The sequence below is a fragment of the Puribacter membranae genome (genome assembly GCF_055380425.1).
This window is the reverse complement of record NZ_AP040167.1, coordinates 62,148-79,429: the sequence shown is the minus strand read 5'-3', so window position 1 is coordinate 79,429 and position 17,282 is coordinate 62,148. Positions and strand designations below refer to the sequence as shown.

General features: G+C 50.3%; 18 protein-coding genes. 1 reads left to right on the top strand and 17 read right to left on the bottom strand.

Annotated elements, in window-relative coordinates; genetic code table 11:
* Positions 1-15 precede the first annotated feature (15 nt).
* Positions 16-1,842, top strand: coding sequence for an ABC transporter ATP-binding protein (locus tag ACZ41M_RS00415; RefSeq protein ID WP_464732138.1), 1,827 nt, complete (start codon positions 16-18; stop codon positions 1,840-1,842).
* A gap of 77 nt (positions 1,843-1,919) precedes the next feature.
* Here the strand turns inward: ACZ41M_RS00415 and ACZ41M_RS00410 are convergent, their stop codons facing one another.
* The 17 genes from ACZ41M_RS00410 to nuoG form a co-directional block, all read right to left on the bottom strand.
* Entirely contained in the window at positions 1,920-2,894 is a 975-nt protein-coding gene (locus tag ACZ41M_RS00410; protein WP_464730819.1) for a cation diffusion facilitator family transporter, read from the bottom strand.
* Between the two features lie 29 nt (positions 2,895-2,923).
* Positions 2,924-3,220 carry an ArsR/SmtB family transcription factor gene (locus tag ACZ41M_RS00405; RefSeq protein ID WP_464730820.1) on the bottom strand — a complete coding sequence of 99 codons (297 nt, stop codon included), beginning with the start codon at positions 3,218-3,220 and terminating at the stop codon, positions 2,924-2,926.
* Positions 3,221-3,288: 68 nt separating this feature from the next.
* Entirely contained in the window at positions 3,289-3,420 is a 132-nt protein-coding gene (locus tag ACZ41M_RS00400) for a hypothetical protein (RefSeq protein WP_464730821.1), read from the bottom strand.
* A 48-nt stretch (positions 3,421-3,468) separates the two neighbouring features.
* Positions 3,469-3,858, bottom strand: coding sequence for a RidA family protein (locus tag ACZ41M_RS00395; protein WP_464730822.1), 390 nt, complete (start codon positions 3,856-3,858; stop codon positions 3,469-3,471).
* A gap of 37 nt (positions 3,859-3,895) precedes the next feature.
* Positions 3,896-4,249: an antibiotic biosynthesis monooxygenase family protein gene (locus tag ACZ41M_RS00390; RefSeq protein ID WP_464732139.1), complete on the bottom strand. Its 354-nt coding sequence runs from the start codon at positions 4,247-4,249 to the stop codon at positions 3,896-3,898.
* 24 nt (positions 4,250-4,273) lie between these two features.
* Positions 4,274-5,353, bottom strand: coding sequence for a 3-deoxy-7-phosphoheptulonate synthase AroG (gene aroG / locus ACZ41M_RS00385; RefSeq protein ID WP_464730823.1), 1,080 nt, complete (start codon positions 5,351-5,353; stop codon positions 4,274-4,276).
* A gap of 323 nt (positions 5,354-5,676) precedes the next feature.
* Complete coding sequence (locus tag ACZ41M_RS00380) at positions 5,677-6,027, bottom strand: 5-carboxymethyl-2-hydroxymuconate Delta-isomerase (protein ID WP_464730824.1); 351 nt, start codon at positions 6,025-6,027, stop codon at positions 5,677-5,679.
* Positions 6,028-6,042: 15 nt separating this feature from the next.
* Positions 6,043-6,642: an NUDIX domain-containing protein gene (locus ACZ41M_RS00375; protein ID WP_464730825.1), complete on the bottom strand. Its 600-nt coding sequence runs from the start codon at positions 6,640-6,642 to the stop codon at positions 6,043-6,045.
* 69 nt (positions 6,643-6,711) lie between these two features.
* Positions 6,712-7,002, bottom strand: a complete 291-nt coding sequence (locus ACZ41M_RS00370) for a DUF2818 family protein (RefSeq protein ID WP_464730826.1) — start codon at positions 7,000-7,002, stop codon at positions 6,712-6,714.
* Between the two features lie 6 nt (positions 7,003-7,008).
* Positions 7,009-8,487 (bottom strand): NADH-quinone oxidoreductase subunit NuoN, encoded by a 1,479-nt coding sequence (gene nuoN, locus ACZ41M_RS00365; RefSeq protein WP_464730827.1) that lies wholly within the window; start codon positions 8,485-8,487, stop codon positions 7,009-7,011.
* Between the two features lie 86 nt (positions 8,488-8,573).
* Positions 8,574-10,073 carry an NADH-quinone oxidoreductase subunit M gene (locus ACZ41M_RS00360; protein ID WP_464730828.1) on the bottom strand — a complete coding sequence of 500 codons (1,500 nt, stop codon included), beginning with the start codon at positions 10,071-10,073 and terminating at the stop codon, positions 8,574-8,576.
* 128 nt (positions 10,074-10,201) lie between these two features.
* A complete protein-coding gene (gene nuoL, locus ACZ41M_RS00355) occupies positions 10,202-12,217 on the bottom strand; it encodes an NADH-quinone oxidoreductase subunit L (RefSeq protein ID WP_464730829.1) in 2,016 nt (671 codons plus the stop codon).
* A gap of 103 nt (positions 12,218-12,320) precedes the next feature.
* Positions 12,321-12,626: an NADH-quinone oxidoreductase subunit NuoK gene (gene nuoK, locus ACZ41M_RS00350; RefSeq protein WP_464730830.1), complete on the bottom strand. Its 306-nt coding sequence runs from the start codon at positions 12,624-12,626 to the stop codon at positions 12,321-12,323.
* Positions 12,623-13,279 (bottom strand): NADH-quinone oxidoreductase subunit J, encoded by a 657-nt coding sequence (locus tag ACZ41M_RS00345; protein WP_464730831.1) that lies wholly within the window; start codon positions 13,277-13,279, stop codon positions 12,623-12,625. The genes nuoK and ACZ41M_RS00345 overlap by 4 nt, the downstream gene beginning before the upstream one ends.
* Positions 13,280-13,331: 52 nt before the next feature.
* On the bottom strand, positions 13,332-13,820 hold the full coding sequence (gene nuoI, locus ACZ41M_RS00340) for an NADH-quinone oxidoreductase subunit NuoI (RefSeq protein ID WP_464730832.1): 489 nt from the start codon (positions 13,818-13,820) through the stop codon (positions 13,332-13,334).
* Between the two features lie 63 nt (positions 13,821-13,883).
* On the bottom strand, positions 13,884-14,951 hold the full coding sequence (gene nuoH / locus ACZ41M_RS00335; protein WP_464730833.1) for an NADH-quinone oxidoreductase subunit NuoH: 1,068 nt from the start codon (positions 14,949-14,951) through the stop codon (positions 13,884-13,886).
* On the bottom strand, positions 14,951-17,275 hold the full coding sequence (gene nuoG, locus ACZ41M_RS00330; RefSeq protein WP_464730834.1) for an NADH-quinone oxidoreductase subunit NuoG: 2,325 nt from the start codon (positions 17,273-17,275) through the stop codon (positions 14,951-14,953). Before nuoG ends, nuoH begins: the two co-directional genes overlap by 1 nt.
* Between the last annotated feature and the right edge of the window lie 7 nt (positions 17,276-17,282).

The window sequence follows — 17,282 nt, the reverse complement described above, 5'->3', positions numbered from 1 at the left end:
CATATGTTACCCCAAATTTTCCATTGGTTTGAATCGCGTATTGACGCCTACCCCGATACCGAGCCAACACCGCCCAAATCCGGCCTGTTTCCGTTCATCTGGTCATGTTTGGATGGCTTGCGTGGCTGGCTGCTCGCCGTCATTATCTTGACGGCGGGCATCGGCGTATTCGAAGCCTACCTGTTTCAAATGATGGGCAAACTGGTGGATTGGTTGACCACGCTCTCGCCCAACGAGCTGTGGTCGCAAAAGCGTTACGCGCTGCTGTTGATGTTTGGCCTGATTGCTTTTAGCCCGCTGTGGATTTTCGCCCAGTCGGCGCTGCGTTTTCAAACCGTGCAAGGCAATTTCCCCATGCGTCTGCGTTGGAATTTTCACCGTTTGATGCTTCAGCAAAGCCTGAGCTTTTACCAAGACGAATTCGCAGGTCGTGTCTCGGCCAAAGTAATGCAGACCGCGCTGGCCGTGCGCGATACGATCATGATCTGTGCCGATATGCTGGTGTATGTCTTGGTGTATTTCCTGACGATGGGCGTGATTTTGGCAAGCTTTGATGCATGGCTGCTGTTGCCGTTTGTGCTGTGGATCGTCTCCTTTGGCTTGGGCATGCGCTATTTCATCCCCAAACTGAAAATCACCGCCGAGGCGCAGGCCGACGCGCGTTCACTCATGACCGGTCGCGTCACCGATGCGTACAGCAACATCACCACGGTGAAGTTGTTCTCACACGGCAAACGCGAATCCGAATACGCCCGCAGCGCGATGCGCGAATTCATGGGTACGGTGTACGCGCAAATGCGTCTGGTCACGAAACTCGAATTCGTCAACCATACGCTGAATATGCTCTTGGTTATTTCCACCGCCGGTTTGGGCTTGTGGCTGTGGCAAAACGGGCAAATTCAGGTCGGCGCACTCGCCGCTGCGACCGCAATGGCGCTGCGTCTGAACGGCCTGTCGCACTGGATTATGTGGGAAACCGCGCAGTTATTCGAGCATATTGGTACGATTCAGGACGGCATGAACACATTGTCCAAACCGCACACGGTACTGGATGCACCGGCGGCACAGGCGCTGAGCGTATCGCGCGGCTTAATTGAATTTAAAGACGTGACCTTCCGCTACGATGAGAAAAAACCGCTGTTGACGCATTTGAACCTGAACATTGCGCCGGGCGAAAAAATCGGTTTGGTCGGACGCTCCGGCGCGGGCAAAAGCACCATCGTCAATCTGCTGCTGCGTTTTTACGATTTGAACGAAGGGCAAATTCTGATCGACGGGCAAAACATCCGCGAGGTCACGCAAAACAGCCTGCGCCAACAAATCGGCATGGTTACGCAAGACACTTCGCTGTTGCATCGCTCGGTTCGCGACAACATCGTCTACGGCAAGCCCGACGCGAACGATGCCCAAATGATGCTCGCGGCGCAACGCGCACAAGCGCACGACTTCATTCTGCAACTGACCGACGCCAAAGGACGCACCGGCTACGACGCCCACGTTGGCGAGCGCGGCGTCAAGCTCTCCGGCGGCCAGCGTCAGCGCATCGCCATTGCTCGTGTCATGCTCAAAGACGCACCGATTCTATTGCTCGACGAAGCCACCAGCGCGCTTGACTCCGAGGTAGAAAATGCAATTCAGGAAAGCCTGTACGAGCTGATGGAAGGCAAAACCGTAATCGCCATCGCCCATCGTCTGTCCACCATCGCCGCTATGGATCGGCTGATCGTGCTCGACCAAGGACAAGTGATTGAGCAAGGTACGCACCATGAACTCTTGGCCAAAAACGGCTTGTACGCGCGACTGTGGGCGCATCAAAGCGGTGGATTTTTAGGCTCGGAGTAATTCATCACAAAAAATAAGGCGGGGATTTCCCCGCCTGTTTTTTGCCATCATCGACACCACGCATTACCCACAGCCACTCAATGCACCGCAGAGTTGGTCGGGCACACCGTTCCATCGCTCAGATGCGCGGGCGGATTGCTCGGCGGACGATACACAATCCCCTCATCCTCCCATTCCGGCTGCAAGGTGATGTGCTCGATTTTATGCTTGTCACGCAGCATCAAGCGCGCTGATTCGAGCAAAATCGGCCAGCGCACATCGTGCTTGAGCGTCACGTGCGCAGTCAGCATCGGATGATCGGGCGACATATTCCAGATATGCAAATCATGCACCGAGGCAATGCCCTCCACATTTTGCAAATCCCTTCCTACGCCCTCATAATCAATCTGATGCGGCACAGCATCCAGCAAATGCCAGCCCGACTCCTTGAGCAAACGCCAAGTTGAATTAAGCAACAACACCGCCACCAGCATCGACAAAATCGGGTCAATCGGCAACCAGCCCGTGTACGAAATCACCAAGCCTGCGACAATCGCCGCCACCGAGCCGAGCAAATCACCCATCACATGCACCAATGCCGCACGCGCATTCATCGAGGTTTGGTCGCGCATGATTAACCACGCCACCAACAGATTCACAAACAAACCCAAAGTCGCCACCAACGTCACCGTTTCACCCGCAACCGGCGTTGGCTCAATCAAACGACCCACCGCTTTAAACACAATCCAACCGATAATCACCAGCATGAACAGCGCATTGACAAACGCCGCGACAATCTCCACCCGCGTGTAGCCAAACGACAGCTTCGACGACGCCGGACGCATCGCAAAGCGCTGCGCCAAATACGCCAGCCCAAGCGACGCCGAATCCGTAATCATATGCCCCGCATCCGAAAGCAAAGCCAATGAACCCGAGGCGAAACTCGCAATCACCTCGACAATCGCAAAAGCACCGGTTAAAAATAAAGCAAAGCCGAGGAATCGGCCTGCGTTGTAATGCATCTGATGCTGATGATGCGCATCGCCATCATCGTGATGATGAAAAATCGACATAATCTTCCCCAAGATCCTTTAATTAAAAATTACTCAGCGTCCTCACCGATATGCTCCAGCATATTACTGAGCATCGCTCGAATATGCACATCGGTCAAACGGCAATACACATGTTTACCCACGCGCTCCGCATGCACAATGCGTGCGGCGCGCAACAAACGCAAATGATGGCTGATCAGCGACATACTCAAATTCAAATCCTGAGCGATTTCACCCACGCCTTTCGGCGCCTCAAAACACGCCAGCACAATACGCAAACGCGTCGGCTCACCCAGCAAACTGAACACATCCGCCAGCTGCTCAATATCCTGTGACTCATCCCTCATATTCGCACTCCTCAAACGGCAGTGAATTATACAACAATTGAACAATTATTCAACTGTTTGGCCAATATTTAGACGAAAAAATCGCCAGAGCGGGTATGAGATAAAAAATCATCGGGGTGGCGTTCATACGCCTCCAACATCAATGCACGGTAGTCCTCGGCATGCGCCGGATTCAATCTCTGGATGGTTATTTGACTCATTCAGTCTCCATAAGAAGAAAGGCTCGAAACCGAGCCTTTTTCTTTTTGTTAATCTTTATGTGCAATCTGCGCGATGGCTTCCACCTCAAACTTCGCGCCTTTAGGCAGACCGGCCACCTCCACTGTTGAACGCGCAGGGAACGGCTCGGCAATGTATTGCGTCATGATTTGATTGACCGTGGCAAAGTCGTTCAAATCAGTCACAAACAGGGTCAGTTTGACCACATCAGACAGATCGCCGCCCGCTTCGGTGAGGATCGCGGAGAGATTTTTAAACGCTTGATGTGCCTGCTCCTCAATGCTGTCCAGCAGCGCGCCACTGGCCGGATCCATGCCGAGTTGGCCGGAGGTGAAAACAAAGGCGCCAATTTTTACGGCTTGTGAATACGGGCCGATGGCTGCCGGTGCGTTGGTGGTGCTGATGATGCTTCTGGTCATAACGTGTGTCCTTTCAAGAAAAAATAAATCGCGCGGCTTATTGTACACGTTCCTCATGGTTTGGCAACATCGCGTAGGCGCGCTCCACTTTGGCAATACGGGTGAAATAGGCTTCGTACCAGTCACTTTTACCTTTGGCCTGCGCGATTTGATGCTCGGCGTGGTTTTTCCACTGCGCAATGTGCGCCAAACTGTCCCAGTACGACAGCGTGATGCCGAACCCATCCGCATCACGCGTGCTTTCCGCACCGAGGTAGCCGGGCTGCTGCGCGGCTAATTCCAACATACGTTGTGCCATGGCATGATAGCCTTCGTCATCGCGCTCAGTACGTTGATTCGTGAACATTACCACGTAACACGGTGGTTGCGGCGTATTGGCAAAACGCTCCATGAGGCTCATAGCGATTCCTTGGGCTTACTGTTCGTTGTAATTATTGAGCTTCGCACGGCGACGCGCGGCAACACCATCCGACAGAATTTGCAGCACTTTTTGCGAGGTTTCCCAGTTGATGCAGCCATCGGTGATGCTTTGACCGTAGGTGAGCGTTTGGCCTTCGACCAAATCTTGACGACCGCCAACCAAATTACTCTCAACCATCACGCCAAAAATCCGCTCGTCACCCGCCGCGAGCTGCTCGGCGATGTTTTCACATACTGGCAATTGACGCTCAGGGTTTTTCTCGGAGTTCGCGTGCGATGCGTCAATCATGATGCGTTGCGGCAGACCGCCTTTGGCAATTTGCTCGCACGATATATTGACATTGGCCGCGTCGTAATTCGGGGTTTTACCACCACGCAGAATCAAGTGACAATCCTCGTTACCATTGGTTGAAACAATGGCGGAGTGGCCTGCTTTGGTAACAGACAGGAAATGGTGCGGGCGACGCGCGGCCTGAATCGCATCAATGGCGATTTTGACATTGCCGTCCGTGCCGTTTTTAAAACCGACGGGGCAAGACAAACCGGAAGCCAACTCACGGTGCACTTGCGACTCGGTGGTACGCGCACCAATCGCGCCCCAACTCACCAAATCGGCGATGTACTGCGGAGAAATCATATCGAGGAACTCAACCGCTGCGGGCAAACCCAATTCGTTGATTTCTAACAATAATTTTCGCGCCATGCGCAGACCTTTGTTGATATCAAAGGTTTGATCCAAACCAGGATCGTTAATCAAACCTTTCCAGCCAACGGTCGTTCGGGGTTTTTCAAAATACACGCGCATGACGATTTCCAATGTGTCTTTGTACTGCTCGCGAGCCACGACCAACTGTTTGGCATAGTCGATTGCGGCGGCCGGATCGTGAATCGAGCACGGTCCGATGATGACCACGAGGCGATCATCCGCATCGTGCAATATACGATGAATCGCCTCACGCGAGTTGTAGGTGATTTGTGAGGCCTGCATAGACAGTGGAAATTCGCGCATGATGTGCCCCGGCGGCGCAAGCTCATCAATTCGTTTAATCCGCACGTCATCGGTATTGATCTGCATGGTGTTTCCTTTTCACTTTAAAATAATTCAAAATCTAAAAAAATGGCACAAAAAAACCGCTAATCGGGCATTAGCGGTTTCGTTTATTTGGGTCGCACAAGGCTACCGAACAGATCCACCGCCAGTTCGTGTAAAGTGCCAGAAATAAAATGATTGTGCGTACAACATAAGGTAATTTTCTCCAAAGCCGCTCACATCTTTAGCAACGGAGCGGCGAACATATGTATTTATAGTCTTTTTCAAAACCAATTGCAAGCAAAAACTCACTTTAATGGATGATGTTTTTCAATCGCTGTGGTAAATCCGGCAAATCACAACGCCAATCACATCACATCTTTGGCGTAGGTCTCACGTGTCATATCACGAATATCCACGGTGATGCTCGCTAAATCAGGCAGCTTTGCACGCAACGCCTGCGCCATGCTGTGCGTCAAGGCCTGCTTTTGCTCAGCCGTGCGACCGCTCAACAAATAAATGATGATATGAATAAAACCGCTTTGCTGGAGCGGCTGCTCACCCAGAATAAAATCACTCACCTCGTGCGCACGGGTTTTCACATCTGCGGCCCCGAACAAGCCCGCACTCAGCATGACCTGATGTGCGGTGTGCAGCAGTTCGGCTTTATCCATTTTCGCCAATACGTTTGGCGTATATTCGATACAGCAATGCGGCATATTGAATCCTTTCCTTTATGATTGCTTCAAATAATCTTGCAGCCAAAATGCACCCAGTTGGGTTTTCACGTCCGAAACCCAACCGTTTTTAATCCACGTCATCAATTGACTCAAAGGCACGCGCAATACTTGCACAAATTCATTGTCATCCAACTGCTGTTCGCCCGCTTGAATCAGCCCTTCGGCCAAGTAAAAATGAATCACCTCGTCGCAGTACGCCAGCGCGTTGTGAATGTCAGTCACATGCGTGTAGCGTTCGGCACGATAGCCGGTTTCCTCCAGCAATTCACGCTTGGCCGTCTCCAATGGCGCTTCGCCCGCATCCTTTTTTCCTGCAGGAAATTCGATGAATACTTTGCGCATCGGATAACGATACTGACGCTCCAGCAGTACATCGCCATTCTCAAACAACGGAATGATCATCACCGCGCCGGGATGTTTAAGGTACTCACGATACGAGGTTGCACCATTGGGCAGTTGCACAGTGGCGCGATGGAGTTTTAAGTAATCACCCTCATACATCAACCGATCATCCAATGTTTGCTCAGCCAAGCCCTCCTCTTGTTCCAATTGTTCCAATTGCTGCACTTGGCTCACATCATACGCTTGAGTCATACACACCTCTTCATTCATCTAATAAAAAACGCGTGGACAGCCACGCGTTCAATTTTCAACTAATCACCATTAAGCGCGACGCCACAAATAGCGCCACGCAAACGCAGGAAATGCGGCCACAATAAACAGCAAAAAAGTAACCACATAGAACTGCCAGCCTTGCTTGTTGACCTGTCCTACCTGCGCTTCCAACAGTCGTCCAACTAAAATCCAGATCGCATAGGCAATGACAAATTCCAATACACGCACCCAAGCGGACTTGGATGATTTCAACAGCGGTATTGCAAACACACTGCGATCACCCAGCATAGGCAAAGTCGCCAATACCAGACCGGCGAGAATCACCCATATAGCCGACATATTCAATTAAACACCCAAACTTTTCAAGACCGCATTGACGGCCATTTGAATCAAGCCGTTTGGTAACACGCCCAATACAATCAGAGCCAAAGCGTTGACGGTCAAGACACCGTGCTGAACGGCTGAGAACTGAATCGGTGTGGTATTTTCCGGTTTATCGAAGTACATCAACTTGACCACACGCAGATAATAGAATGCACCGATGAGCGAGAACAGAACCGCCACCAAGGCCAGCTTGAACAAACCTGCATTAACCAAACCTTGAATCACCACGAATTTCGCCATGAAACCAACCAACGGCGGAATACCGGCCAACGAGAACATCACCAACAGCAGTAAGAATGCCAACCAAGGATTACGCTGGTTCAAGCCTTTGAAATCATCCAATTGATCCGCTTCAAAGCCCGCATGCGTCATCGCCAGAATCGCACCAAAGCTGGCCAGCGTGGTGATGGAATACACAATCACATAGTAGAACGCATGCCCGACACCCAATGCTGTGGTGTATGGATCAACACCCGCGCGCGCAGACAAAAAGCCCAACAGCACAAAACCCATGTGCGAAATGCCCGAATACGCCAACATACGTTTATAACTTTTTTGGCGGATCGCTGCCAGATTACCAAGAATCAAGGAGAGCACCGCCAAAACCGCGAACATTTGTTGCCAATCAATCGACAAGTGCGGCAAACCTTGGATAAACAAACGCACGACCATCACAAAGGCGGCAATTTTCGGCGCAGCTGCAATCATTAAAGTGACAGGCGTTGGCGAACCTTGATAAACGTCAGGAACCCACATATGGAAAGGAACCACACCCAGTTTAAACGCCACACCAGCGACCAAGAACACCAAGCCCATAATCAAAATCGGCATTTGCGTATCGGCATGACCACCCGCGACCTTATTCGCAATTTCCGTCAAGCTCAAGCTACCGCCAGTTGCACCGTACACCAACGACATACCAAACAACAGCAAACCGGAAGCAATCGCGCCCAGGATGAAATACTTCATCGCTGCCTCAATCGAACGCACATGGTCACGACGCAAGGCCACCAGCGCATACAGAGACAAAGCCTGTAACTCCAAACCCATATACAAAGCCAGCAAGTTATTGGACGAGATCATCACCAACTGACCGACCAATGAGAACAAGCTCAAGCTGTAGAACTCACCATTCAAAAAACCGCGCTCGACCGCATAACGCTGACCGTACACAAACGTCACTGCCACACAAATGAGCGAGAACATTTTGGCCAGGTTCGCCAACGGATCAGAGACGAACATATCATTGAACGCCATCAAATTGACGCCAGAGTGCAGCAAGCGAGCCGTTAAAACGCCTGCGATTGCCAAACTGATCAAGCTGACAACGTGAATGATCCGACGATACGCATCGTTGTGTGTCCCCAGTTCGAGTAATAATACCGCCGTTGCGAAAATCGCTAACACGATCTCAGGGTAAACAATGAAAAAATTTGGCATAACGTTTTAACCTCGTTCTAACCGATTAGAATTCTTAAAATAGCTGCTACAAAATAATTACTTAGGCTTCGTGAGCGCTTCATCAATTATGGCTTGACAGGCAATTTGCTTTGCGCCACATGCTGAATCAACTCATTCACTGAAGCATCAATGGTGCTCGTGAATGGGAATGGATACAGACCCATTGCCAATACAGCCACCGCCAATAAACCCAAGATCAACAGTTCACGACCATTGGCATCGGTCAATTCCGCCACATGATGGTTCGCAACCGGACCGAATACCACGCGTTTGTACATCCACAGTGAATAAGCAGCACCAACGATCAAGGTCGTGGCGGCAATCGCAGCGATCCAGAAATTGAACTTAGCCGCACCGATGATCACCAAAAACTCACCGACGAAGCCACTGGTAGCTGGCAAACCGGCATTGGCCATAGTGAACAACATGAAAAACGCGGCAAATTTCGGCATCGTGTTGACCACGCCACCATAGGCAGAGATTTCGCGGCTGTGTACGCGGTCATACATCACACCAATACAGAAGAACATAGCGGCGGAGACAAAACCGTGTGAAATCATTTGCAAAATCGCACCTTGCATCGCGACGTTATTTCCTTGACCCTGTTGGTTGAACATGAAAAAGCCCAAGGTTACGAAGCCCATGTGCGCGATGGACGAGTACGCCACCAGTTTTTTCATGTCTTTCTGCACCAAGGCCACCAAACCAACGTAGACCACAGCAATCAGCGACAAAGTAATCATCAGCGGAGCCAATGCATGCGAGGCATCCGGTGCGATTGGCAGAGAGAAGCGCAGGAAACCGTATGCACCGAGCTTCAACATAATCGCCGCCAACACCATCGAACCACCGGTCGGCGCTTCCACGTGCGCATCCGGCAACCATGTGTGCACCGGCCACATCGGCACTTTCACCGCGAACGCCATCAAAAACGCGAAGAACAATAATTTTTGCACCGACATCGCCAGCGGATAATCATGCCACGCGGCAATATCGAATGTGCCGGTTGCATAGCGCAGATAAGCAATGGCGATCAACATCAGCAACGAACCCATCAAGGTGTATAAGAAGAATTTAAACGCCGCATACACACGATTCGGACCACCCCAAACACCCACGATGATGTACATCGGGATCAAGGTCGCTTCAAAGAAGATGTAAAATAAAAAGCCATCGGTCACACCAAACACGCCGACCATCAAACCGGACAAAATCAAAAAGGCGGCATTGTACTGCGCCACTTTATTGGTAATCACTTCCCAACCGGCCAATACCACCAAAACGGTGATAAACGCAGTCAGAGGAATAAACCAAACGGACAGGCCGTCCACGCCCAAAGCATAGCTTGCGTTGATGCTGGGCAACCAAGAGTGTTGCTCAACGAATTGCATCGCCGCCGTTGACCCATTAAATCCGACGATCAGCGGAATCGTGATCAAGAAACTGACGATCGCACCGAGTAAGGCAACCCATCGCGCCAGACCATCACGGTCGCTGCGCCCTAAAAGCAGTGTCACCACACCAAACAAGATGGGAACCCAAATCGCTAAACTTAACCAAGGCATATGCATATCGCTACCACTTTTTAATATCGAGCCGACCTGCTGATCCAAACCACTGAACCGTAGAGTCGCCCCCAATCGTTAACTATTAATTACAAAACCCATGCCATTGACGGTACCAAACAATACCATCAAAGCGTCACAATAATAAACAAGAAGAAAATCACCCCGATAACCATCGCAAACGCGTACTGGTAAATCAAACCGGACTGGAACAAGCTCATCGCTTGCGCAAACACATTCACCACTTTTGCCGCACCATTGACGATCAAACCATCAATCAGCTTGCTATCCGACACTTTCCACAAGAACTCACCGATTTTACGTGCGCCACCAGCGATCACGGTTTCGTTGAATTTATCAAAGTAGTATTTGTTTTCCAAAATATTGTTGATGATCGGTGTTTTCTCTTTAATGGCAGCAGGAATGCTCGGTTTGACCATATAGAAGAAATAAGCCAACGCCACACCCGCCAAAGCCAACCAGAACGGAGCGGTCATCAAGGCATGCGTACCCATACCCACAGCACCACCATGTGATTCAAAAATATGTTTTAGCTCTGCCATCGCAGGATGGGCTTCGCTATCGACCGTGATGACACCTTTGAAGAAGTCGCCAAACAGCATCGGCTCTATGGTCAGGAAACCGATAATCACGGATGGAATCGCCAACAGAATCAATGGCAAGGTCACCACCCATGGGGATTCGTGTGGCTTGTCATTTGGCCCCAAGCCATGGTGATGCTCATCATGGCTGTCATCATGTGCATCGTCATGAGCATGGTGTGCAGATGCCTGCATCCAACGCTCCTTGCCATGAAACACGAGGAAATACATACGGAACGAATAGAACGCAGTGATGAACACACCGGCCAATACCGCAAAATAGGCAAAACCAGAACCGAACAGATGCGATTCAGCCGCTGCTTCGATAATCGAATCTTTTGAGTAAAAACCTGAGAAGAACGGCGTGCCAATCAAAGCCAACGAACCGAGCAATGAAGTGATCCAAGTGATTGGCATGTACTTACGCAAACCGCCCATATTGCGCATATCTTGATCGTGGTGCATACCGATGATGACCGAACCCGCACCCAAGAACAGCAAGGCTTTAAAGAACGCGTGCGTCATCAAATGGAATACCGCAACAGAGTAAGCCGACACACCCAAAGCCACGGTCATATAACCCAACTGCGACAACGTTGAATACGCCACCACACGTTTGATGTCGTTTTGAACAATACCCAGAAAGCCCATGAACAACGCAGTAACCGCACCAATAATCAAGACAAAGGACAAGGCGGTATTGGACAATTCAAACAGCGGCGACATGCGGCTGACCATGAAGATACCTGCGGTCACCATCGTTGCCGCGTGAATCAATGCAGAAATTGGAGTTGGACCTTCCATTGAGTCCGGCAGCCACACATGCAAAGGCACTTGCGCCGATTTACCCATCGCACCGATGAACAAACAGATACAAATGGTGGTAATCAGCATCCAGTCGGTACCCGGGAACAACATTTGCGCCAACTCTTCGCGCTTGGCAAACACCGCCGCATAATCCAAAGACCCGGCAAAAGCATAAATCAAACCGATACCCAAAACGAAGCCAAAGTCACCGACACGGTTGACCAAAAATGCCTTCATATTGGCAAAAATAGCGGTCGGACGGGTATACCAGAAACCAATCAGAAGATAAGACACCAAACCCACAGCTTCCCAACCAAAGAACAGTTGCAAGAAGTTGTTGCTCATCACGAGCATTAACATAGAGAAGGTAAACAAAGAAATGTATGAGAAGAAGCGTTGATAGCCTGGGTCATCCTTCATATAACCCATGGTGTAAATATGCACCATCAGCGAAACAAATGTCACCACGCACATCATCATGGTGGTCAGGTTATCAATCAGAAAGCCGACTTCCAATTTCAAATCACCGATTTGCCCCCATGTATACACCGAGCCATTGAACACATTGCCTGCACGAACGTCGTTAAAGACAATGAACGAGCCGATGAACGCAATCAACACACCCAGAATCGTCACGATCGCAGATGGCAAACGCCCAAGCTGTTTGCCAAAAATACCTGCCAAAATCGAGCCGACCAATGGCGCAAACGGAATGATGAGGTACAACGATTTCATTGTTTTCTCGCTTATTGTCTAATCTATCTAATACTTTTTACACCTCGGAGACGTCGTTTTGCCTGACGCATCCGATCTCAATTGCTACTGGTTCAAATCCGCATTAACCCTGCAAATTATCCAGTTTATCCATATCGACGGTATCCATCGTGCGGAACAATACCACCAAAATCGCCAAACCAATCGCCGCTTCAGCCGCCGCAACCGTCATAATGAAAAACACAAAAATTTGGCCAGAGACATCGCCCAGCATATGCGCAAAGCTAATAAAATTCGTATTCACTGCCAACAGCATCAACTCAATCGACATCAGCAAAACAATCATGTTTTTACGGTTCAGTACAATACCAACCACGCCGATCGCAAATAACGCCGCACCTAAAATCACATAATAAGACGTAGGCATCATGACTCCTGTGTATTAACTGACTTGACTGACTGGTCAACCAAAGTTTGTCGCGCATCAACATCCGCTGCTTCATTGACCATACGCAAACGATCTTGAGCGCGAGTTTGTGCTTGTTTGGATGGGTTTTGCTCTTTAGCACCCTTGCGATTGCGCAAAGTAATCGCCACCGCCGCTACCAAGGCAACGAGCAACACCAAAGCAGCCAACTCAAACGCCAAAGCATATTGCGTGTACAACACCTCGCCGATGCGACGGGTATTCGAACCGTCTTTTACCAGCATTTCCGCCGCATTCGGCTTGGCCGGACGGTGCAAATAGTGAAAAATCACGGAACCAATTTGTACAATCACCAATGCGCCCAAACCTAAGGCCAGCGCCAAGGTTTTCTTAAACCCTTCACGCTTTTTGACCGTATTGAGGTTGAGCATCATCACCACGAAGACAAACAATACCATCACCGCGCCGACATACACGAGCACCAGCAAAATGCCAAGAAATTCTGCCTGCAACATAATCCAAATGCCCGCAGCAGAAAAAAACGATGCGATCAGAAACAAGGCGGAGTGAACCGGGTTACGTGCCGTAACCACGGCGATTGCACAACTGAGCAATACCGCAGCGAACACGAAATAAATGATATTTTGAATATCCATCTCAAACTCTTTTCACATTAATACAATTTTAGCGTACGTCACACGACACGATTTAACGGTATTTTGCATCAGCCGCTTTAGCCGCCGCAATTTCCGCCTCATAGCGATCACCGACCGCCAGCAACATCTCTTTGGTGTAGTACAAATCACCGCGCTTCTCACCGTGGTATTCGAGAATAGGCGTTTCCACAATCGCATCCACAGGGCAAGATTCTTCGCAAAAGCCGCAGAAAATACATTTGGTCAAATCAATATCATAGCGCGTGGTACGACGCGAACCATCTTCGCGCTCAGCCAATTCAATCGAAATCGCCATGGCCGGACATACCGCTTCGCACAATTTACACGCGATACAACGCTCCTCGCCATTTTCATAGCGACGTTGTGCATGCAAACCGCGGAAACGCGGGGAAATCGGGGTTTTTTCTACGGGATAACGCAGAGTAATTTTTTCCTTGAAAAAATACCTTCCCGTGACTGTCATGCCGGTCAGCAGTTCGGTCAAGAAAAAACTTTTAAAATAATGTTTCAATGATGCCATAGTTTTCTACCTACGCTTATCTGTGTGCAGTTTCCGTTAAAGTACACTGTACTCTCAACTCATTTATTTCCAAATAGACAGTGGCGAGTGCAACCAAATACCGATGACCAACAACCAAACCAAACACACGGGTAAAAACACCTTCCAACCCAAACGCATAATTTGATCATAGCGGTAGCGAGGGAAAGTCGCGCGAATCCACAAGAAAAAGATGATGATCGAGCTCATTTTCAAGAGCATCCAAACAATGCCCGGAATGAACGACAAGAATGCAAACGGCGCGTCCCAACCACCCAAGAACATGATCGAGGTCAAAGCAGCAATCACGAACATATTGGTATACTCGGCCAAGAAGAACAAGGCAAAACCCATACCTGAGTACTCGGTCATGTGACCAGCCACAATCTCGGACTCGCCCTCGACAACGTCAAATGGGTGACGGTTGGTCTCGGCCACACCGGAAATCAAATACACCACAAACATCGGCAACAGTGGCAACCAGTTCCACGAAAGGAAATTAATGCCCATGCTGTTGAACATGCCCTTTTGCTGGGTTTCAACGATGCTGGTCAGGTTCAGGCTGTTCGATACCATCAATACCACGACGATGGCAAAACCCATGGCGATTTCGTACGACACCATCTGTGCAGAGGCACGCATCGCACCGAAAAAGGCGTATTTAGAGTTACTCGCCCACCCTGCCAAAATCACGCCATACACACCGATGGAAGCCACCGACATCACGTATAGCAAAGAAGCGTCAACATTAGAGATCACAAAATCTTGAGCCAGCGGAATGACCGCCCATACCGCAAACGCGGGCACCAAAACCATCAGCGGGCCAAGATAATACAATGGTTTATCCGCGCGGCTTGGCGTAATGATTTCCTTGAGCAGCAGCTTGACCACGTCGGCAATCGGCTGCAATAAACCATACGGACCGACTACATCGGGACCGATACGGCCTTGCATCGCACCAATGACTTTACGCTCAGCGTAGGTCAAATACGCGACGGAGAGCAGTACCGCAACCATCAAAGGCACGATGCGGATCAATGCCCACAAAACCGTCCACAGCGCGTCGCCAAAGGTAGCAACACCCCAAGTCGTGAATTGATTAATCAGCTCCATTATGCTCGCTCCACTGTTACGCTTGCGTACGCAGAACCCAAGGCAGCGGCCAGTGCCGTACCTGCTTGAATATCAACGACGTTATCCGCCAATTTTGGATTCAAAACGGCTTGCGCTTTGACGCTGTTCTCACCCTGCTTGACGATCACCCATTCCGGATCACCTGCCAAATCAACGGCCAAGCCCAAAGCCTGATACACATTGTCTGCCAAACCGACGACCAAACCATCTTGCGCCCATTTGGTTTTTTGCAAACTGCCTGCACGACGCACCACAGCATCCACAGCGTATGGATTCACACGTGTGCTGCGCACCCAGCCGTCAGCTACTTGTGCAGCCTGCGCAACGGCGCTTGAACCATTGGCCAAACGCGCTGGCAATTCTGCCAAAACAGGAGCAACCGCCGCACGAATATCATTCACATCGTTGGCGCTGAACGCTGGGGATTGAATATCCAAGCGCTCGCCCAAAACGCGCAATACTTTCCATGCCGGACGTGCTTCGCCCAGTGGTTTGACCACTGGATTGAATGTCTGTGCGCGGCCTTCGGCATTAACAAACGTGCCACCGGTTTCGGTAAATGGTACGGTTGGCAAAATCACATCAGCGGTGTCAGCCACCGCAGAGAAGTATGGATTCAGCGCAATCACAAAGGCCGATTTCAAAGCGGCTACGGCTTGCGCCGAATTGGCCGTGTCATTGGCGGGCTCAACGTTTAACGTGATATAGACAGCGCGCGGTTGTGCCAACATTTGTTGTGCGGTCAAACTGCCGTTTTGCGCGACCGCACCCACTGCGTACGCACCCACGGTATTTGCACCATCCACTGCCACGGACACAACGGCGCCGCATGATTGTGCGATGCGATTGGCCACGGCCAAAATTTGTGCGGCTTGCGGATGATTCATAGCGGCATTGCCAACGATAATGGCTTTGTTGCTCGCATGTTCATTGCGCAAATTGCGCGCGACTTGACCAGCAAAGTTGTCGCTTTGCGGATTATTCAGCTCGGCTTCAATCGCCAACAACTCGCTCAGCCATGAGGAGGCATTGACCGCTTTTTGATGAGCGCGCATGTACAGATCTTCGGCTTCATCACTCAACACATAAATATCTGCACGATTTTTCGCCGCTTGGCGCAAGCGCAGTGCGAGCAACGGGTGGTCTTGACGCAAATGCGCGCCAATCACTAAGCCAACGTGGGTTTCACCCAAACTCGGAATGGTTTGTGCCAAATGTGGGATGCCTTGCAAATGCGCATTGAAGCTGTCATCGGTTTGACGCAACTGAGTGTCAATGTGCGCACTGCCCAAGCCATTGATCAATGCTTTGAGCGCGTATAGCTCTTCAACGGTTGATTGCGGATGTGCCAAAGCACCGATTTGATCCGCACCTGCCTGACCTTTGCGGTTTTTAATTTGTTCGATGGCGTAGGTGAACGCTTCATCCCATGAAACGGTTTTCCACTCGCCATTGGTTTTGATCATCGGTTCGGTAATACGATCCTCCGAATTCAAACCTTCGTATGAGAAGCGATCGCGATCGGAAATCCAATGATCATTGACGGCTTCGTTAATCAAGGACACCACGCGCTTGACGCGATGATCTTTGACGTGTACGGCCAAGCTGCTGCCCCATGAATCGTGGGCGCTGATGGATTTGCGACGGGATAATTCCCATGAACGCGCAGAATAGCGGAATGGTTTGGACAAAATCGCACCGACCGGACACAGGTCAATCATATTGCCGGAGAGTTCGGAATCAATGGTTTTACCAACAAAGGTGGTGATTTCAGAATGTTCACCACGGTTGATCATACCCAATTCCATGATGCCCGCAACTTCTTGACCGAAGCGCACACAGCGGGTGCAATGAATGCAGCGCGCCATTTCTTGCATGGAAATCAGCGGTCCCGGATTTTTTGGCGCAACCACATGCTTTTCTTCACCAAAGCGCGAAGTGCCTTTACCATAACCCATAGAGAGGTCTTGCAGTTGGCATTCACCACCCTGATCGCAAATCGGACAATCCAGCGGGTGATTGAGCAATAAGAACTCCATCACGTCGGCTTGTGCGGTTTTCGCTTTTTCAGAGACCACTTGCGTGCGCACGACCATATTCGGCGTCACCGGAGTGGCACAGGCAGGCAACGGCTTCGGTGCTTTTTCTACTTCAACCAAGCACATACGGCACGAGGCCGCAACCGATAATTTTTCGTGATAGCAAAAATGGGGAACGTACTTACCCACTTTTTTCACGGCATCCATGACCATGCTGCCCTCGGGCATTTCGATCTTGATACCATCAATTTCCATTTCAAGCATACGTCAC